The 17,597-nt window shown below is 64.3% G+C and carries 18 protein-coding genes; 13 read left to right on the top strand and 5 right to left on the bottom strand.

Features of this window, described 5'->3' with window-relative positions; genetic code table 11:
- The first annotated feature begins 8 nt into the window (after positions 1-8).
- On the top strand, positions 9-614 hold the full coding sequence (locus tag OHD62_RS10000; protein WP_263782454.1) for an NADPH-dependent FMN reductase: 606 nt from the start codon (positions 9-11) through the stop codon (positions 612-614).
- Between the two features lie 55 nt (positions 615-669).
- On the opposite strand, the gene OHD62_RS09995 is transcribed toward OHD62_RS10000, so the two are convergent.
- Positions 670-1,071: a winged helix-turn-helix transcriptional regulator gene (locus OHD62_RS09995; RefSeq protein WP_263782453.1), complete on the bottom strand. Its 402-nt coding sequence runs from the start codon at positions 1,069-1,071 to the stop codon at positions 670-672.
- A 92-nt stretch (positions 1,072-1,163) separates the two neighbouring features.
- Between OHD62_RS09995 and OHD62_RS09990 the strand changes: the two genes are divergently transcribed.
- A complete protein-coding gene (locus tag OHD62_RS09990; RefSeq protein ID WP_263782452.1) occupies positions 1,164-2,144 on the top strand; it encodes a quinone oxidoreductase family protein in 981 nt (326 codons plus the stop codon).
- Between the two features lie 115 nt (positions 2,145-2,259).
- Here the strand turns inward: OHD62_RS09990 and OHD62_RS09985 are convergent, their stop codons facing one another.
- Positions 2,260-3,300 carry a LacI family DNA-binding transcriptional regulator gene (locus tag OHD62_RS09985; RefSeq protein ID WP_263782451.1) on the bottom strand — a complete coding sequence of 347 codons (1,041 nt, stop codon included), beginning with the start codon at positions 3,298-3,300 and terminating at the stop codon, positions 2,260-2,262.
- Between the two features lie 210 nt (positions 3,301-3,510).
- On the opposite strand from OHD62_RS09985, the gene OHD62_RS09980 reads away from it, so the two are divergent.
- A complete protein-coding gene (locus tag OHD62_RS09980) occupies positions 3,511-3,840 on the top strand; it encodes a MoaF-related domain-containing protein (protein ID WP_263782450.1) in 330 nt (109 codons plus the stop codon).
- Positions 3,841-3,917: 77 nt separating this feature from the next.
- Positions 3,918-4,310: a hypothetical protein gene (locus tag OHD62_RS09975; RefSeq protein WP_263782449.1), complete on the top strand. Its 393-nt coding sequence runs from the start codon at positions 3,918-3,920 to the stop codon at positions 4,308-4,310.
- Positions 4,311-4,412: 102 nt separating this feature from the next.
- On the opposite strand, the gene OHD62_RS09970 is transcribed toward OHD62_RS09975, so the two are convergent.
- A complete protein-coding gene (locus tag OHD62_RS09970; RefSeq protein WP_263782448.1) occupies positions 4,413-4,955 on the bottom strand; it encodes a class I SAM-dependent methyltransferase in 543 nt (180 codons plus the stop codon).
- A 310-nt stretch (positions 4,956-5,265) separates the two neighbouring features.
- Here OHD62_RS09970 and OHD62_RS09965 point away from each other — a divergent pair, with 310 nt between their 5' ends.
- Complete coding sequence (locus OHD62_RS09965; protein ID WP_263782447.1) at positions 5,266-6,810, top strand: alpha/beta hydrolase; 1,545 nt, start codon at positions 5,266-5,268, stop codon at positions 6,808-6,810.
- A gap of 133 nt (positions 6,811-6,943) precedes the next feature.
- On the opposite strand, the gene OHD62_RS09960 is transcribed toward OHD62_RS09965, so the two are convergent.
- Positions 6,944-7,630 (bottom strand): GntR family transcriptional regulator, encoded by a 687-nt coding sequence (locus tag OHD62_RS09960; RefSeq protein ID WP_263782446.1) that lies wholly within the window; start codon positions 7,628-7,630, stop codon positions 6,944-6,946.
- A gap of 284 nt (positions 7,631-7,914) precedes the next feature.
- Between OHD62_RS09960 and OHD62_RS09955 the strand changes: the two genes are divergently transcribed.
- Genes OHD62_RS09955 through atzF form a run of 8 tightly spaced genes read left to right on the top strand, consistent with a single transcriptional unit; the run spans position 7,915 to position 16,170 of the window.
- Positions 7,915-9,042 carry a BMP family ABC transporter substrate-binding protein gene (locus tag OHD62_RS09955; RefSeq protein WP_263782445.1) on the top strand — a complete coding sequence of 376 codons (1,128 nt, stop codon included), beginning with the start codon at positions 7,915-7,917 and terminating at the stop codon, positions 9,040-9,042.
- An 18-nt stretch (positions 9,043-9,060) separates the two neighbouring features.
- On the top strand, positions 9,061-10,185 hold the full coding sequence (locus tag OHD62_RS09950; RefSeq protein WP_263782444.1) for an ABC transporter permease: 1,125 nt from the start codon (positions 9,061-9,063) through the stop codon (positions 10,183-10,185).
- Positions 10,185-11,111 carry an ABC transporter permease gene (locus OHD62_RS09945; RefSeq protein WP_263782443.1) on the top strand — a complete coding sequence of 309 codons (927 nt, stop codon included), beginning with the start codon at positions 10,185-10,187 and terminating at the stop codon, positions 11,109-11,111. The genes OHD62_RS09950 and OHD62_RS09945 overlap by 1 nt, the downstream gene beginning before the upstream one ends.
- A 16-nt stretch (positions 11,112-11,127) precedes the next feature.
- Positions 11,128-11,829, top strand: a complete 702-nt coding sequence (locus OHD62_RS09940) for a cysteine hydrolase family protein (protein ID WP_263782442.1) — start codon at positions 11,128-11,130, stop codon at positions 11,827-11,829.
- 10 nt (positions 11,830-11,839) lie between these two features.
- On the top strand, positions 11,840-13,363 hold the full coding sequence (locus tag OHD62_RS09935; RefSeq protein ID WP_263782441.1) for an ABC transporter ATP-binding protein: 1,524 nt from the start codon (positions 11,840-11,842) through the stop codon (positions 13,361-13,363).
- Positions 13,363-14,031 carry a cysteine hydrolase family protein gene (locus tag OHD62_RS09930; RefSeq protein ID WP_263782440.1) on the top strand — a complete coding sequence of 223 codons (669 nt, stop codon included), beginning with the start codon at positions 13,363-13,365 and terminating at the stop codon, positions 14,029-14,031. The genes OHD62_RS09935 and OHD62_RS09930 overlap by 1 nt, the downstream gene beginning before the upstream one ends.
- A complete protein-coding gene (locus tag OHD62_RS09925) occupies positions 14,024-14,374 on the top strand; it encodes a cupin domain-containing protein (RefSeq protein WP_263782439.1) in 351 nt (116 codons plus the stop codon). The genes OHD62_RS09930 and OHD62_RS09925 overlap by 8 nt, the downstream gene beginning before the upstream one ends.
- Positions 14,371-16,170: an allophanate hydrolase gene (gene atzF / locus OHD62_RS09920; protein ID WP_263782438.1), complete on the top strand. Its 1,800-nt coding sequence runs from the start codon at positions 14,371-14,373 to the stop codon at positions 16,168-16,170. The genes OHD62_RS09925 and atzF overlap by 4 nt, the downstream gene beginning before the upstream one ends.
- A gap of 98 nt (positions 16,171-16,268) precedes the next feature.
- On the opposite strand, the gene OHD62_RS09915 is transcribed toward atzF, so the two are convergent.
- Positions 16,269-17,579 (bottom strand): hemolysin family protein, encoded by a 1,311-nt coding sequence (locus tag OHD62_RS09915; protein ID WP_263782437.1) that lies wholly within the window; start codon positions 17,577-17,579, stop codon positions 16,269-16,271.
- Positions 17,580-17,597: the final 18 nt, after the last annotated feature.

The raw sequence follows: 17,597 nt of genomic DNA, 5'->3' as shown, positions 1-17,597 counted from the left end.
GCCCCCAAATGTCCAAACCTAAAATCGCCATTGTCGTCGGTTCGACGCGCGCCGCACGCTTCGCCGACGTCCCCACTGAATGGATCGCCAAGATCGCCAAGTCGCATGCCGATATCGATGTCGAAGTCGTCGACCTGCGCGACTTCCCGCTGCCGTTCTTCGACGAGGTCGCATCGTCCGCCTGGGCGCCGTCACAGAACGAAGTGGCGCAGCGCTGGCAGAAGAAGGTCGCCGGGTTCGACGGCTTCATCTTCACCGCCGCTGAATACAATCACGGCCCGACGGCCGTGCTGAAGAACGCCATCGACTACGCCGCCAACGAATGGAACAAGAAGCCGGCCGGCTTCGTCGGCTATGGCAGCGTCGGTGGCTCGCGTGCCGTTGAGCAGCTCCGCCTTTATGCCGTCGAGCTGCAGATGGTGCCGGTCAAGTCCGCCGTCCATATCGCCTGGGGCGATTTCCTCGCAGTCCGCCAGGGCGAGAAGAAGCTTGAGGAGCTTGAACACCTGAACCAGGCGGCAACCGCGCTGGTCAACGACGTCGCCTGGTGGGCGAAGGTCCTGAAGGCGGCGCGCAAGGCCGATGCAATCTCCGAGGAAGCCAGGGCGGCCTGATCGCCTGTTTGAATTATCCTCCCAAGGATGTGGGGCGGCGCTTGCGCCGCCCTTTTCAATTTCCGGAAGCTGCCAGTGCGTGCTGCGGCTGCCTTGGCCTGATAATGCAATCGGCCAGGCGGTGCTGCTCGTTCAATTCGTCCGCATGGTGCTGGCCCCATTCGCAGAGCGCCAGCAGGATGGGCTCGAGGCTGAGGCCAAGTGGTGTCGCGGAATATTCGACGCGCGAGGGGACCTCGGCGAAAATTTCGCGGCTGACGAGGCCGTGCTCCTCCATTTCGCGAAGCTGCTGGATCAGCACTTTCTGGGCAATCGTGGGAACCAGCGACTTCAGCATCGACAATCGCCGGGGGCCGTCGAAGAGGTGGTAGAGGATAACCGCCTTCCAGCGGCCCGAGATCACTTTCAAGGCGCGTTCCGCTGGCAGCATCGGCAGTCTCTTGATAGGGCCGGTCATGGTTACCTTCCGGTCAGCAGGGGACAAATGAGTGTGTAGTCCGGGCCACGCAGATAGTGGCAAACAGCAGCCTTTGCCATAGCGAGGTTGCCATGAGAGCCATTCAACTCAGCCGTTTTGGCGGTCCCGATGTCCTCGATGTCGTGGACGTGCCGCAGCCTGAACCGAAGGCCGGCGAGATGCTGGTCCGCGTTCGTGCGGCAGGCGTGAATTTCTTCGAGGTGCTGATGCGCGCGGACCGCTATGCGGTGACGCCGCAATTGCCGGTGATGCTCGGCGTTGAGGCCGCAGGCATGGTGGAGGCGCTCGGGCAAGGCGTGGACGCGCGGCTGCTTGGCGCCCGCGTGGCGGCACCTCTCTTTGCATCGACACGCCCGTTTGGCGGTTACGCCGAATATGTGACGCTCGGCGCCAAGCTGGCCGTGCCGCTGCCGGACGCACTTTCCTTCGAGGATGCGACGGCATTGATGGTGCAGGGACTGACGGCCTTGCATCTGCTGCGGCAAAGCCCGCCGAAGGGTAAGTCCGTGCTGGTCCTGGCCGCCGCCGGCGGTGTCGGCTCGTTGCTGGTCCAACTGGCCAGGCGTGAAGGCGCCAGCGCCGTGATCGCTGCTGCCGGCGGCGCGGCCAAACGCGACCTTGCCTTGTCGCTCGGCGCCGATGCGGCCATCGACTACTCCAGGGCGGATTGGGCCGCGCAGGTCTGGGGAGCAACAGGCGGCGACGGCGTCGATATCGTCTACGATACCGTCGGCGGCTCGATGACGGCAGCGACGCTCGCCGCGCTCACGCCTTGCGGCGAGCTGGTGTTTGCCGCTCTTGGCAGATACGCGGTCAGCGCCTCGGATCTGGAGGCAATGATCAATCGAAACCAGTCGCTGCGAGGGTTCGCCCTGCTGCCGCTGCTTTCTCCAGATGTGCTGCGCGACAGCCTGTCCGAGCTTTTCGATCTGGCCGCCAGCGGTGGGCTTTTGGTGACGGCAGGCAGCCGCTTCCCGCTCGATCAGGCCAGCGAGGCGCATCGTCTGCTGGACGAGCGCCGCTCGACGGGCAAGGTCGTGCTGGTGCCTTAGCATCGTGATCGATTGAATTGCTCACAGGCCGATCGTGGAATTCGTCCGTTCTTCCGGTCAAGAGCACGCCACCACTGCACTTGCAGGAGTGTTCCGACCTCCGTGCCAAGTAGACTTAACGGCGCGGGCGGGCGGTCGAGCCACGGACCACCAATTCAACTGGCATGATAATTTGCTTCGGGGCGGCGTTTGCGAACACCATGTCGGCGGCAAGCCGCCCCTTCCTGGCGATATCCTGCGCTACGGTCGTGAGGGGGGGCGTGGTGCGAGCAGATTCAGCGGTGCCATCGAAACCCACCACCGACAGCTGCTCGGGTATGTTTATGCCACGACGAATTGCTTCATCGAGCACGGTGATTGCTTGCCAGTCCGACATGGTCAGGATTGCCGTTGCTTCCGGAACTCGATCGAGCACGACAGCCCCGGCGGAGGGTTCTCCTGGAGTGGTCTCGATTATCGGGACATCGTTGATCGACAGACCAACCTCTGCCAGGCCCTGGGCGAAGCCCAGGAGCCTTTCGTGGTCGAGCTGAAATCCCGCGCTAATCGCGCCTTTGCCACGGCCCGGAATATGGATGATCGGCGGTCCGGATGTGCGCCGGATGGACAGGATCGCAAAACGCCGATGGCCAAGCGCAGCCAGGTGCCTGACAGCCGCCAGAGCGCCGCTCCTGCCGTCGATTCGGATTGAGTTGACGTTCGGACCGGCCTCACTTTCCAGGATGACAAAAGGCAGGCGCCGGCGCTGCGCCGATGTGATCAGATCGATGTCTGCGCTGTGGCCCAGAATGAAGCCGTCGACCAATGCCTCTCTGATGGCGGAGGTACGCGTTTCGTCCGTACCATTGATCAGGCCCAGCGTTGCTCCGGCCTCATCGCATGCAATCGAAACGCCAAGCACCAGCTCTCGCATGTATGGGCTTCTGATCACGTCGGCAATGGCATACGCCCCTGGCGGCATGAAGCCGATGGCGTTGAACTTGCCGTCACGCAGCACTCGTCCTCTTGGGTCGGGGCCATCGTACCCTAGCTGGCGGGCGGCAGCCTCGACGCGCTGGCGCACGTCGGCCCGCACCAGGTCTGGATGGTTGAATACATTGGAAACAGTGCCGCGGGAAACCCCTGCAAGCCGGCCGACGTCAGCGAGGGTTGGCATTTTGGAAGCGCTCATTTCCCTCAGTTAGACAATTTTTTGGAGCGCTCCAAGTTTTTTCTTGACTCCGCGAGCTAAAAGTCAGAATTTACCTTTGGAGCGCTCCAAAACGGCAAAATAAGCAGATTTTTCCGGTATTTTGTGCCGGCGACGGCTAAGTGTGCCTGACGCTGGAAATGTTCGCCAAATAAATAATCATGAAGGAGGATTAGCATGGCTGCGACCAATGGTGCTCCGACCTCGCTCGTCGGAAAGACTTTCGATTGCGCGTTCGGCCCGTTCGTGCCGAGGCTGACGGTCCTGTCGCTGACAGAATTGCGCGTGCAGGCTACGATCGGTGCTACTGAGATCGATGAAGTGGTTCAGAGCGATCTGACGGGCGTTCGCCCGGGCCTGTTCATCATGAGTTGGACCGAGCAGAGCGGCAACTTCATTGTTCAGGTTCAGGATCACGAGAACAAGGTCGTCCATAATTACGCGCGTCTGGCGGACGGACAGCTGTTCTGTGCCCAAGGTGCAATTCAATCGGTACCGGCGGCCTGAGAGCCGCCGGATTCGGAGCTACGCGACCCTTCGCACACCGGCGCTGAGGCCCGGCGCTGCAATCAATGGAGGACACCATGGTTATCACCACCGATATCATCGACCAGACCGACCCGGGACAATGGGATCCTAAGCTTGACGCAGTGATCGCGGCGCCCGCCAACCACAAGGTCGTGTTTGAAAACGACCGACTGCGCGTGCTTGAAGTGATCCTCGAGCCCAACGAGGAAGAGCCAACGCACCACCATCGCTGGCCTTCGGTCTTCGTATTCGATCAGGTGCAAGGGCCGATCCATGATTTCGCGCCGGATGGGACCATGATGCCGCCCAATCGAGATGTCATTCAAGCGATCCACGCTTGGGATGGTCGGGGCTGCCTCGTCGTCCACATGGCGCCCCAGCCGGCAGGTCGCGTGCTAAACGCCTCAGGCAAGACACTGCATGGCATCCGCGTTGAGATGAAGTATTAGGACGGACAAACCTCTGCCGGCCGACACATTCGCCCGCTGCCGGCAGATGGTGCATGTGCGACTGTCTGCTCTCGGAATGCAGGTTTCGACGGCGGCGGCCGGTCAGTTTGTCGGGGGTGCCGCGACGCCGGCGTGGTGGCTTCCCAACTGCCAGAAGAGCAGCGGAAACCGCCCGCGCTGCTCTTCGACGAGGCGGAAGCCGGCCCCGCGGATCAAGCGCAACGGATCGCGGTTGAGCTGGCAGCCGCCGGCGAACTGTCCCCATAGCGGGTTCAGGCGCTCCTGCCACCTGCGGCAACGCGGCTCCTCGGCCCGACCGTGCTCGATGAAAATCAGCCGGCCTGTGGGCTTCAGGATACGCCGGATTTCCGTGAGCGCCGCCTCAGGGTCCGGAATGGTGCAGAAGGCATAGGTGACCACGACCGTGTCGGCGAAGTCATCAATCAACGGCAGGCTTTCGCCGCTGGCCCGGAGGCATTCGATATCGAATGGCAAGGAATGGCTCTTCGGTCCGGCCAGGCCGAGCATCGTGCCGTCGGGATCGACGCCGACCAGCCGCTCCACACTGGCGGCGTCGTAATAGGGAAGATTCAAGCCGGACCCGAAGCCGACTTCGACGACGATACCTTCCGCCAGCGGGATCACACGCCTTCGCATGCGGGCGAATGCGTTGGCCGAACAGCCGGCGTGAACGAGGTAGGGCGCAATGCAGCGTGCGTACCAGGAGAGACAGGATTGGCACATGTCTCAGCCTCCTTGCCCTGTGTTCGCGGCGCCAATCGGGCCGCCGTCTCCGGCAAGGGCCTCGGACGTGCGACGGCGGATGAGAGTATTGACCAGTGACATTTCTCGCTCCAAGGGAGTCTCCTGATCGGGCCCATTCGGCCCGACGTCGTGGGGATGGATAGATGGCCGGCGTCCCCTCAACGTCCCTGCGCGGCCGCGTTGCGGATCGATGGAGCGGTTGGAACTCCGACTTCTGGGTTTTCCGGAATTCCGCCTGAACGGGCGGCCGGTGGAACTCGCCTTGCGCAAGGCGGCCGCGCTCCTCATCTACCTCGCAGAGGCCGGCAGGCCCGTGGCGCGCGAGGTCGCGGCCACGCTTCTGTGGCCCGAAACCGACGAGGAAGCCGCACGGGCACGCCTTCGGCGCACCCTGTATAAAATCCGCATCGCGTTCGGCAGCGAGGTTATCGCTGCCACCGGAGGTTCCCTCAGTCTGCACCGGGCGCTGTCCGTCGAGGTCGACTCCCGAGTGTTCGAGCAGACCTGCAATGTCGGTCCTCTCGACGCGGCGGCCGACATCTATAAGGACGACTATCTCGCCGGTTTCTCACTCCCGGATTGTGCGGAATTCGAGGAATGGGTCTTTTTCAGGCGCGAGGCCTTGCGCAGCCGGCTGGTGCAGGCGCTGGAGCGGCTGATTGAAGCGAAGATCGCCGGTGGCGAGCCTCGCACTGCGGTTGTGCATGCGACGCGCCTGGCAGGACTGGATCCTTTGAGCGAAAGCGCGCACCGTCACCTGATCCGTGCCCACCTGGCGGCTGAGGACAGGGCGGCGGCCGAGCGCCAGATCGAAGCTTGTGTCCGGCTGCTGCGGGAAGAACTCGGCATAGCGCCGGACCCCGCCACGCTTGCCCTGCTGCGTGAGCCATCTCACGATGCCACCCTGGACGTGCCAAGAACGCGCTACGTCGACGTGGACGGCATCCATCTCGCGTACCAGATCGTCGGCAGCGGCCAGCCGGACATCGTGCTTGTTCCCGGGTTCATTTCGCATGTCGAGCGGATCTGGGAAGACAGAAGCTGCCGCGCCTGGATATCAGCGGTTTCGCGCCTGGGCCGCCTGATCCTCTTCGACCGGCGCGGCATGGGACTTTCCGACCGCGTCGGCGCCCGCCCCACCGTCGAAGCGACGGCGCAGGATATTCTGGCAGTCATGAATGCGGCCGGCAGCCGCCGGGCCTTGCTCATCGGCGCGTCAGAGGGTGGGCCGGGTTGTATCCGTTTTGCCGTAGATCACCCCGATCGCCTGACCGGCCTTGTTCTCTGGGGTTCCCTGGCGAAAGGCAGCCGCACGCCCGACTATCCCTTCGCCTTGACCGCCGCGCAATACGACCTGTGGAAGCGACGCCTGATCGCCAACTGGGGTGGCCCGGCGGAAATCGAAACTTTCGCCCCGAGCCTCGCCGGAGACCGCCAGGCGGAGAACTGGTGGGCCGGATTGCTCAGGGCGGCCTCCAGTCCCGGCGCGGTCGCAGGCCTGCTCGAAGCGCTGCGTGATACCGATGTCCGTCATCTGCTTGCAAAAGTCTCGGCCCGGACGATGGTCCTGCACCGCTCCGGCGACCGCGCCGTGCGCGTCGAGGCCGGGCGCTTCCTGGCGGCCAAGATCCCAGGCGCGCGGTTCATTGAGGTCGTCGGTGACGACCACTGGTTTTGGGTCGACGACCAACAGAAGCTGCTCGACAGCATCAGCACGTTTGCACGACGCAGTTGATCGCGCAGCTGGACGAGCGCCGCTCGACTGGCAAGGTCGTGCTGGTGCCTTAGAGCCTATTCCATCCCGATGGAACAGGGATGGGGCTCTGTTTCTTTGCAGGGCGCTCTGCTGAACCAGTTGAATTCCCTTCTCAGCCGGCCGTGACCGGCATCGTGCTTGCAACTTTCGGCTGGTCGCCGACGGCAAAGACGGCGCTCGCCTCGCTGACGATGGAAACGTGATCCTTGGCGGCGTTTCCCGCGGCAGCGCCGTCACCGCGCATGATTGCCGTAACGATCGCGTCGTGCTCCTGCCAGGACTTCGCCAGCCGGCCCGGCAGCATGAACTGCGCACGGCGGAACGGCGCCAGCCGGCTCCGCGTCATCACGGTCATTTCGTAGATATGGGCGTTGTGGGCGCCGCGATAGAGCCGGGTGTGGAACTCGGTGTTGAAATATTCGTAGTCCTCCTCGGCACGCAGCTGCACCAGCCGCGCCGAGCCCTGATGCTCGATCTCCAGCGCGCGGCGCTCGCTGCTGGTCATGCGCTCGGCCGAGAAGCGCGCGCAGATCGCTTCCAGTTCGGCCATGCTTTCGAACATCGAGGCGAGATGCTCCTGCGTCACCACGGCGACGATGGCGCCCCGGTTGGGCCGCCTTTCGACCAGACCCATGGCGCTGAGCTGGCCGAGCGCCTCGCGTACCGGCGTGCGTGATACGTCGAAGCGGGCGGCGAGCGAGGCTTCGTCGAGCTTTTCGCCGGGGCGCAGGAAGCCGGTGACGATGCGGTCGCCGATCGCCCTCACCATCTGATCCACGGTCGTGCCCGACCTGATCAAGCTGCGCTTTCCCGACAAATCTCCTCCGTTCAGTCTTTTGCAGAGTCGAGCGGCTCGCGACTCGGCTGGGCCACTCTATGCCTTAATTTTAATCTGCCTGTCAAACTGTCTGTTTTCAAGGCAAAAAGTGCATGCAATTGCCTGCTCCATGTGCAGTCGCTTTTGAAACACCTATTGATTTTATTTAATAAATTTAGGTTTTTGAGTTGGCACAACGATTGCATGCACTTTTTCGAGAAGGCGTTAACCGACCCGGAAAGGGTCCCACAGGGGAGCATCAAGAGATGATCGACAGATTCATGCTTAGCCGCCGCCAGTTGCTCAAGACCTCCGCCGCCGGAGCCGCATTTGGCCTGGCCTCGGCATCCTTTCCCATCAGCAGGGCACTCGCTGCCGCCGCCACCGTCGGCTTCATCTATGTCGGGCCGAAGGACGATTATGGCTACAACCAGGCGCATGCCGAGGGTGCGGCGGCGCTGAAGGGGATCGATGGCATCAACATCGTCGAGGAAGAAAACGTCCCCGAGACGGTCGACGTCCAGAAGACGATGGAATCGATGATCAATCTCGACGGCGCCTCGCTGATTTTCCCGACGTCCTTCGGCTATTTCGATCCGCACATGCTGGCCATGTGCGCGAAATTCCCCGACGTGCAGTTCCGCCATTGTGGCGGCATGTGGAACAAGGATAAGCACCCGATGAATGCCGGTTCCTATTTCGGCTATATCGGCATGGGCCAGTATCTCAACGGCGTCGTCGCAGGTCACACCTCGAAGACCAAGAAACTCGGCTTCGTCGCCGCCAAGCCGATCCCGCAGGTCCTGCTCAACATCAACTCCTTCCTGCTTGGCGCGCGTTCGGTCGACCCGACCATCACCTGCCAGGTGATCTTTACCGGCGAATGGTCGCTGGCGGTCAAGGAGGCGGAGGCCACCAACGCGCTGGTCGACCAGGGCATCGATGTCGTCACCTGCCACGTCGACAGCCCCAAGGTCGTGGTCGAGACGGCCGCCGGCCGCGGCGCCTTCGTCTGCGGCTACCACGCCAACCAAAGCCCGCTGGCGCCCGAGAAATACCTGACCGGCGCCGAGTGGAACTGGGCCAAGGTCTACAAGATGTTCGTCGACGACCTCGTCGCCGGCAAGCCGCTGCCCAATTTCACCCGCGGCGGACTGGCCGACGGCTTCGTCAAGATGAGCCCGCTCGGCCCCGCCGTCTCCGAGGCGGCCCGCAAGCAGTTCGACGCCACGCTGGCCGAGATGACGAAGGGCGGCTTCTCCGTCATCAAGGGCCCGCTGAAGAGCAACAAGGGCGGCGTCGTGGCGACCGAAGGCCAGGCCTTCGCCGAAACCGCCATCGAGCTCGAGAGCATGGACTATCTCGTCGAGGGCGTTGTCGGCTCGACCGCCTGAATCGGACGGAGCGGCAAGATGACAGACACGGTGGCAGGGGCCGGCGCGCCGGCGACGTTCGGCGCCAGGGGTTATCCGGCGGCGCTCGAATGGATCGCCCGGCGCGCCGAGGCCGTCGTCATACCGCTCGCGGCGCTGGTCGTCGGCATGGCCCTGTTCAGCCTGTTTATCCTGGCTGTCGGCAAGTCGCCGGTCCAGCTCTATGAAACGATGTGGCGCGGTGGCTTCGGCTCATGGTTCTCGATCCAGAACTCGCTGTCGCGCGCCGCTCCCCTGCTACTGGCGGCGCTCTGCGTGGCGCTGCCGGCCCGGCTCGGCCTCGTCGTCATCGGCGGCGAGGGCGCCATCGTGCTTGGTGGCGTCGCCGCCGCTGCCATCGGCGTGGCGCTGAGCGGGGCGCCATCCTTCATCGTCATTCTTGCCATGGGCGTGGCGGGCATGGCCGCCGGCGGCATCTGGATAGGTGCCGTCGGCGCGCTTCGCCACTACCGCGCCGTCAACGAGACCATCTCCAGCCTGCTGATGGCCTATATCGCGATTGCCCTGATGAACCAGCTGGTCGAAGGGCCGCTGCGCGACCCTGCCTCGCTCAACAAGCCGTCGACCGAGCCGCTGGCCGACATCTACCGCATCGACAACATGCCGGGCATGGAGGTGCATTGGGGGCTTGCCGTCGGCGTGCTGGCCTGCGTGCTGTCCTGGGTGCTGATCGAAAAGACCCGCTGGGGGTTCGCTGCCCGCATCGCCGGCGGCAATGTCAGGGCCGCCCAGGTGCAGGGGCTTGCCGTCGGCTCGCTGATCGTCGGCTTCACAGGGCTCGCCGGCGCCTTCGCCGGCTTGGCTGGCATGCTGGAGGTCGCGGCGGTGCAGGGCAGCGCCAACGCCTCGCTTGCCGCCGGTTATGGGTATACCGGTATCCTTGTCGCCTTCCTGGCCCGCCACAATCCGCTGGCCATCATCCCGGTCGCCTTCCTGCTTGGCGGCATCGATGCGTCCGGCGGGCTGATCCAGCGCCGCATGGACCTGCCAGACGCCACCGTGCTGGTGCTGCAGGGCCTGCTCTTCATCGTCATCCTGTTCAGCGAAACCTTCTATGGCCGATTCAAGGCCTTCAATCCCGACCTCTGGCGGAGGAGCACCTGATGGACGCAACCGAGATTGGGCTCTGGGGCGTGCCGCTCGCCATCCTCGGTGGCGCTATCCGTGTCTCCACGCCCTTCATTTTCGTCTCGCTCGGCGAAGCGATCACCGAACGCTCCGGCCGCATCAATCTCGGTCTCGAAGGCACGCTGGTCTTCGGCGCCATGACCGCCTATGCGGTGGCGGTGATGACCGGCTCGCCCTGGCTCGGCCTCACCGCCGCCGCCTTCGCCGGGCTCTGCTTCGGCCTGTTTCACGGCTGGATCTGCAAATTCCGCGGGGTTAACGACATTGCCATCGGCATTGCCCTGATGCTGTTCGGCTCGGGCCTCGCCTTCTTCTTCGGCAAGCCGTTCATCCAGCCTTCGGCGCCCGACCTGCCGGCCATTCCCTTCGGCGCCTGGTCGGACATTCCGCAGGTGCAGGCCGCGCTCGACGTCAACGTGTTGTTCCTGATCGGCGCGGCACTGGCGGTGTTCCTGTGGTGGGCCTTCCGAAACACCCGCGCCGGCCTCATCTTGCGCGTCGTCGGCGACAGTTCCGACGCGGCGCGGGCCATGGGCCTCAATCCGGATACGGTGCGCCTGATCGCCACCGGCGTCGGCGGCGCCCTGGCCGGCATCGGCGGCGCCTATCTGTCGCTCTATTATCCCGGCAGTTGGACCGAAGGCATCTCATCGGGACAGGGCCTGATGGCGGTGGCGCTGGTCATCTTCGCCCGCTGGAACCCGCTCGGCTGCTTTGCCGCCGCCCTTCTGTTCGGCGGCGCCGGCGCGCTCGGCCCGGCGCTGCAGTCAGTCGGCGTCACGCAAGGCTACTATCTCTTCTACGCCGCTCCTTACATCCTCACCCTGATCATCATGATTGCCACCTCCTCGCCCAGCCGTTCGCTCGCCGGCGCGCCGGGCGAACTGTCGATCACCAAATGAGACCGGAGTTTTTGCCATGAACGCCAGAGCCGGGATCACCCAGCGCACCATCGACGCCGATCCCTATCCATGGCCCTATAATGGTGATCTGAGGCCCGACAATACGGCGCTGATCATCATCGACATGCAGACTGATTTCTGCGGGCCGGGCGGCTATGTCGATCATATGGGCTACGACCTGTCGCTGGTGCGTGCGCCGATCGAGCCGATCAAGTCGGTGCTGTCGGCGATGCGTGCCAAGGGCTACACCATCATCCACACGCGCGAGGGCCACCGGCCCGACCTCGCCGACCTGCCGGCCAACAAGCGCTGGCGCTCGCGCCGGATCAATGCCGGCATCGGCGATCCCGGTCCGTGCGGGCGCATCCTGGTGCGCGGCGAGCCGGGCTGGGACATCATCCCCGATCTTTATCCGGCCGAGGGCGAACCGATCATCGACAAGCCGGGGAAGGGCTCGTTCTGCGCCACCGACCTCGAGCTTATCCTCAACCAGCGCGGCATCGAAAACATCGTGCTCACCGGCATCACCACCGATGTCTGCGTCCACACCACCATGCGCGAGGCCAATGACCGCGGCTTCGAATGCGTGATGCTGGAGGATTGCTGTGGCGCGACCGATTTCGGTAATCATCTGGCCGCCATCAAGATGATCAAGATGCAGGGTGGCGTGTTCGGTACTGTGTCGAATTCGAAGGCGCTCGTCGCGCAGCTGCCATGAGGAGGCCGCGATGAGTGACAGAAAAGCGGTCGGCGTCGAAACCATCGGCATGACCATGCGCTTTGGCGGCTTCACGGCGCTCGACGATGTCTCGGTCAAAGTTCCGGCGGGCTCGTTCCATGCGCTGCTCGGCGAGAACGGCGCCGGCAAGTCGACACTGGTCAAATGCATGATGGGTTTTTATCATCCGACCTCCGGCGACATCATGGTCGATGGCCGCGAGGTTAAGATCGCCAGTCCGAAGGACGCCTCGGCGCTCGGGCTCGGCATGGTCTACCAGCATTTCACGCTGGTGCCGTCGCTGACCGGCGCCGAGAATCTCGTCATCTCGCGCGAGAAAGTTCCCGGCATCATCGACTGGCGCAAAGAGCGCGGCGAGCTCGCCGTGTTCATGGATCGCATGCCGTTCAAGCTGCCGCTCGACGTCAAGGTGGCCGAGCTTGCCGCCGGCGAGAAGCAGAAGCTGGAGATCGTCAAGCAGCTCTATCTCGGCCGCTCCTTCCTGGTGCTGGACGAGCCGACTTCGGTGCTCACCCCCGGCGAGGCGCAGGAAGTGCTGGGGCTGGTGCGCGCCATGACCAAGGCCGGCGACCTCACCGTGCTGATGATCTCGCACAAGTTCCACGAGGTGACGGCGTTCGCCGACGATGTCAGTGTGCTGCGCAAGGGCAGGCTGACCGGCACCGGCCGCGTCGCCGATCTTGATCACAAGCAGATGGCGGCGATGATGATCGGCGACCAGCCGATCGCGGCGCTCGACAGTCGCGCCGAGCCGAAGCTGGACGCCGAGATCGTGCTCAAGGTCAAGGCGCTGAAGGCGCCCGACCGCACCGGGCTGAAGTCGATCCGGATCGAGGATCTCGGCGTGCGCTCGGGCGAGATCGTCGGCATCGCCGGCATTTCCGGCAACGGCCAGAAGGAATTGCTGGAAGTGCTGGCCGGGCAGCGCCCGCGCGATGCCGGCGAAGTCATGGTGCGCGGCACTGCCTATGCAGCGACGCGCGCCGAGGCACGCGCGCTGAATGTCCGCCTCATCCCCGAGGAGCCGCTGAAGAACGCCTGCGCGCCAAGGATGACGGTGGCCGAGAACATCTCCTTCCGCACCTTCGACATCGACGGCAATGGCAGGCCGGTGAACTGGATCAGCGCCGGCGCCATCCGCGCATTCAGCGCCAGGCTGGTCGAGCAGTTCAAGGTCAAGACCGCATCGCTGTCGTCGCCCATCGCCTCGCTGTCAGGTGGCAATGTGCAGCGCGCGGTTCTGGCGCGCGAGCTGACCGGCGAGGTCGATCTGCTGATTGTCTCCAATCCCTGCTTCGGCCTCGACTTCTCGGCCGTTGCCGAGATCCGCGCCCGCATCATGAAAGCGCGCAATGCCGGCGCGGCTGTGCTTCTGATGTCGGAGGATCTCGACGAGCTGCTGGAGCTCTCCGACCGCATCTTCGTTATGTCCGACGGAGCGCTCGTTTACGAGACGCCGATCGCGCTGGCGAGTGTGCAGACGATCGGTGAGCACATGGCGGGGCATCACTGATGGCGGAAATCGATGCCCTGCCATTTGCCTTTGCCTTCGAGCCGCAGGCGACGGCGCTCATCGTCATCGACATGCAGCGCGATTTCGCCGAGCCGGGCGGCTTCGGCGCCAGCCTCGGCAACGACGTCAGCCGGGTGGTGGCGATCGTGCCGGCGGTGAAGAGACTGATCGAAGGCTTTCGCGCCGCCGGACTGCCGGTAATCCACACCATGGAATGCCACAGGCCCGACCTTTCGGATCTGCCTCCCGCCAAGCGCGATCGCGGCAACCCGTCGATCCGCATCGGCGACGCCGGCCCGATGGGCCGTGTGCTGATCGCCGGTGAGCCCGGCACGCGTATCCTTGACGAGCTTGCGCCCTTGCCCGGCGAGATCGTCATCGAGAAGCCTGGCAAGGGCGCGTTCTATGCGACCAGCCTTGGTGATGACCTCAAACGGCTCGGTGCAAGGCAGCTAGTCTTTGCCGGAGTGACGACGGAGGTCTGCGTGCAGACGACGATGCGCGAGGCCAACGACCGCGGCTATGAGTGCCTGCTCGCCGAGGACGCGACCGAGAGCTACTTTCCCGAATTCAAGGCAGCCGCATTGGCCATGATCAGGGCACAAGGCGCCATCGTCGGCTGGACGGCGACGACCGGCCAGGTGCTCGAGGGAATTGCCAATGCCTAATCTGAGTTTTGCCGGCCTCCTCAATGGCGGCTGGCGCGATCTGGCCTTCGAGCATTTCCGTGACGGCATCACGGTGCACTGGTTGCTCAGGGGCGGGCCGGCCGAACCGTCGGTCGCAATCCTCAACTACCGGCCAGGCGCCGGTGTGCCGCGCCATCGCCATGTCGGGCTGGAGACCATTGTCGTGCTTGACGGCACCCAGAGCGACGAGAACGGCGACTACCCGGCCGGTAGCGTGATCCTGAATCCGGTCGGGACCGAGCATTCGGTATGGACGAAAGACGGCTGCATCGTGCTGATCCAGTGGGACCTGCCGGTGATCATTCTGGAGGAGGCCAAATGAGCGAGATCCGCTTCGACATCGGCAGTTTGCACGCGGCCTATGCGGCCGGCACCAGTGTCGTTGCCGTGATCGATATGGTTCATGCGCGCATCGAGGCGGCTGACGATCCGGGCATCTTCATTCATCTCGCCAGAAAGACGGAGATGCTGGCGCAGGCGCAAAAGCTTGGACCGTTCGATCCGGTGACCAAGCCGTTGTGGGGCGTGCCCTTCGCCGTCAAGGATAATATCGATGTCGCCGGCATGCCGACCACGGCGGCCTGCGCCGAATATGCCTATGCGCCTGACAAAGACGCCACCGTGGTGGCGAGGCTGAAGGCTGCCGGCGCGCTGGTGGTGGGCAAAACCAATCTCGACCAGTTCGCCACCGGCCTTGTCGGCGTGCGCACGCCGTACCCGATCCCGAAGAACGCGGTTGATGCCAGCCTAGTGCCAGGCGGCTCCTCGTCGGGGTCGGCAGTGGCGACGGCGCACGGCATCGTCTCCTTCGCGCTCGGCACGGATACGGCCGGCTCCGGCCGCATTCCCGCCGGCCTCAACAACATCGTCGGGCTGAAGCCGACTGTCGGCGCGCTGTCGGCCGCCGGCGTCGTGCCTGCCTGCCGCACGCTCGACTGCGTCTCGGTGTTCGCGCTGACCGTCGACGACGCCTATAAGGTGTTCTCCGTCGCCGCGGCGCGCGACGCAGCCGATCCCTATTCGCGCGACATCGCCATCCAGCCGCTCGCTGTGCGCCCGCCGGTGCTGAGCGTCGGTGTCCCGGCAAAAGCCGACCTGAAATTCTTCGGCGACGCTTCGATGCAGGCCGGCTACGAGGCCTCGCTTGCCATGCTGTCGCGGCTCGGCTGCCGGCTGGTGGAAATCCCCTTCGGCGATTTCTACGCCACCGCCAATCTTCTCTACGAGGGCGCCTGGGTGGCCGAACGTTACGCCGCCATTGCCGATTTCATGGAGGCCAACGAGGCGGCCATGCACCCGGTAACACGCAAGATCATCGGTGGCGCGCGCAACCTCTCGGCGGCCGATGCCTTCCGCGGGCTCTATGCCTTGCAGGCATACAAGGCGAAGCTCGACCCGGTCATCGCCTCGGTCGACCTGTTCTGCGTGCCAACCGCGCCAACCCATTACACGGTCGATGCTGTACTTGCCGACCCGATCGTCACCAACAGCCGCCTCGGCACCTATACCAATTTCGTCAATCTGCTCGACTTGTGCGGCATCGCAGTGCCGGCAGGCAAGCGCGACGACGGTCTGCCGATGAGCGTGACCTTGCTCGCCATGGCGGGCAGGGATGGCCTGACCGCGGCACTTGCCCGCGATATCCATGCCGCGAGCGGGCTTTCGCTCGGCGCAACCGGCTGGCAGCAGCCGGGCATTCTCCCGGCAGCGTCGTCAACCGACGATGGCATGATCGATCTGGTGGTCGTCGGCGCGCACCTGTCGGGCATGCCGCTCAACGGCCAGCTCAGCCAGCTTGGCGCACGGTTTTCGCGCGTGGCGAGGACATCCGCGGCCTACAGGCTCTATGCGCTTGCCGGCCAGTCGGTGCCCAAGCCCGGCCTGATCCGGGTTGGCGATGGCGGCACCGCGGTCGAAGTCGAGGTCTGGCGGCTTTGCGCCGACGCCTTCGGCCGTTTCGTCGCGGCCATTCCGCCGCCGCTTGGCATTGGCACGATCGAACTCGAGGACGGCAGCGCGGCCAAGGGCTTTCTGGTGGAAACCGCTGGCCTGACCGACGCCTGCGATATCTCGTCATTCGGTGGCTGGCGCCGCTTTGTTATCGCTGCGGCCTCGTAAGCCTATGTTCTGTCGAATCACCGCAGGCACCTGGGAGTAGGGTTGCTCCGCCGGGTGGCATACTTGTCTGTTTGTGGTGACATTCTGTGTGTCGATCGTCACCGTACGACCTCGCGATGGCCGCTTGGCAGGCGCGTGGCGATGAGCTTGTCGATGCGGCGGCCGTCAAGGTCGACCACTTCGAACCGCCAGCCTTGCGCGTCGACGCATTCGCCGGTCGCCGGCAGATGGTGCATGTGCGACAGCACATAGCCGGCAACGGTCTCGTAGTCGCGGTTCTCCGGCAGGTCGATGCCCAGAACATCCGCCATCTCGTCGGCCTGCATGTAGCCGGCGAGCAGCCATGAGCCGTCCTCGCGCTTGACGGCGTTTTCCTCGTCGCCGGCGTCGAGATCCGCGCGGAAGACGCCGGTGATGGCTTCCAGTATGTCGGCCGGGGTGACGATGCCTTCGAAATGGCCATACTCGTCATGGACCAGCGCCATCGGCACGTCGGATTCCTTGAGCTTGGAAAGAACATCCAGCGCGTCGGCCTGGTCATGGACGATGGGCGCGGCGCGCACATGCCGGCGCGGGTCGAGCGCGCGACCGCCAAGCATCGCGGCCAGCACGTCGCGGGTCTGGACGACACCGATCATGGCGTCGACGCCGCCATCGCCAGCCGGCAGGCGTGAATGCTGGGTATCCATCAAGAGCTTGCGGATCGCCGCATCGTCGGACTGCAGGTTGATCCAGTCGACCTCGGTGCGCGGCGTCATCACCGCGCGCACGGCGCGGTCGCCAAGCCGCATGACGCCGGCGATCATGCGCCGCTCGTCGGATTCGATGGTGCCATGATGCTCGGCCTCGGCGACCAGCATCTTGATCTCCTCGTCGGTGACCTTCTCCTCGCTTTCGCCGCGCTGGCCAAGCAGCCACAGGATGGCGCGGCCGGAAATGTCGAGCAGGAAGACCAGAGGCGCCGACACGGTGGCGAGGATGGTCATGGCCGGAGCGACCCTGGCGGCGACGCGTTCGGGATCGCGCAGCGCGATCTGCTTGGGCACCAATTCGCCGATGATCAGCGAGAAATAAGTGATGAGGGCGACGACGATGCCGACGCCGATTGGGTCGGCAAGACTTTCGCGGATGCCGGTCGATGCCAGGAAGACGGACAGCCGTTCGCCGAGCGTGGCGCCGGAAAATGCGCCTGAGAGAACGCCGACCAGGGTGATGCCGATCTGTACGGATGACAGGAATTTGCCGGGGTTGGAGCCAAGTGCCAGGGCGCGGCCGGCACCGGTGACGTTGCGGTCGATCATTGCCTTGAGGCGGGCAGGCCGTGACGAGACAATGGCAAGTTCGGACATTGCCAGAAGGCCGTTCACGCAGATGAGGACGACCACGATAGCGATTTCAGCATAAAGCATGAGCGGTCAATAGCATTG

The sequence above is a fragment of the Mesorhizobium sp. YC-39 genome (genome assembly GCF_025753795.1).
In the GTDB taxonomy this organism is placed as follows: domain Bacteria; phylum Pseudomonadota; class Alphaproteobacteria; order Rhizobiales; family Rhizobiaceae; genus Mesorhizobium.
Note: the sequence above shows the minus strand (reverse complement) of the source record. Positions and strands in the feature narration are given on the sequence as shown.

Bases quoted from the DNA above. Each gene is read 5' to 3' on its own strand.
- OHD62_RS10000 (WP_263782454.1), top strand. From the start codon at position 9: ATGTCCAAACCTAAAATCGCCATTGTCGTCGGTTCGACGCGCGCCGCA.
- OHD62_RS09995 (WP_263782453.1), bottom strand. From the start codon at position 1,071: ATGACCGGCCCTATCAAGAGACTGCCGATGCTGCCAGCGGAACGCGCC.
- OHD62_RS09990 (WP_263782452.1), top strand. From the start codon at position 1,164: ATGAGAGCCATTCAACTCAGCCGTTTTGGCGGTCCCGATGTCCTCGAT.
- OHD62_RS09985 (WP_263782451.1), bottom strand. From the start codon at position 3,300: ATGCCAACCCTCGCTGACGTCGGCCGGCTTGCAGGGGTTTCCCGCGGC.
- OHD62_RS09980 (WP_263782450.1), top strand. From the start codon at position 3,511: ATGGCTGCGACCAATGGTGCTCCGACCTCGCTCGTCGGAAAGACTTTC.
- OHD62_RS09975 (WP_263782449.1), top strand. From the start codon at position 3,918: ATGGTTATCACCACCGATATCATCGACCAGACCGACCCGGGACAATGG.
- OHD62_RS09965 (WP_263782447.1), top strand. From the start codon at position 5,266: ATGGAGCGGTTGGAACTCCGACTTCTGGGTTTTCCGGAATTCCGCCTG.
- OHD62_RS09955 (WP_263782445.1), top strand. From the start codon at position 7,915: ATGATCGACAGATTCATGCTTAGCCGCCGCCAGTTGCTCAAGACCTCC.
- OHD62_RS09950 (WP_263782444.1), top strand. From the start codon at position 9,061: ATGACAGACACGGTGGCAGGGGCCGGCGCGCCGGCGACGTTCGGCGCC.
- OHD62_RS09945 (WP_263782443.1), top strand. From the start codon at position 10,185: ATGGACGCAACCGAGATTGGGCTCTGGGGCGTGCCGCTCGCCATCCTC.
- OHD62_RS09940 (WP_263782442.1), top strand. From the start codon at position 11,128: ATGAACGCCAGAGCCGGGATCACCCAGCGCACCATCGACGCCGATCCC.
- OHD62_RS09935 (WP_263782441.1), top strand. From the start codon at position 11,840: ATGAGTGACAGAAAAGCGGTCGGCGTCGAAACCATCGGCATGACCATG.
- OHD62_RS09930 (WP_263782440.1), top strand. From the start codon at position 13,363: ATGGCGGAAATCGATGCCCTGCCATTTGCCTTTGCCTTCGAGCCGCAG.
- OHD62_RS09925 (WP_263782439.1), top strand. From the start codon at position 14,024: ATGCCTAATCTGAGTTTTGCCGGCCTCCTCAATGGCGGCTGGCGCGAT.
- atzF (WP_263782438.1), top strand. From the start codon at position 14,371: ATGAGCGAGATCCGCTTCGACATCGGCAGTTTGCACGCGGCCTATGCG.
- OHD62_RS09915 (WP_263782437.1), bottom strand. From the start codon at position 17,579: ATGCTTTATGCTGAAATCGCTATCGTGGTCGTCCTCATCTGCGTGAAC.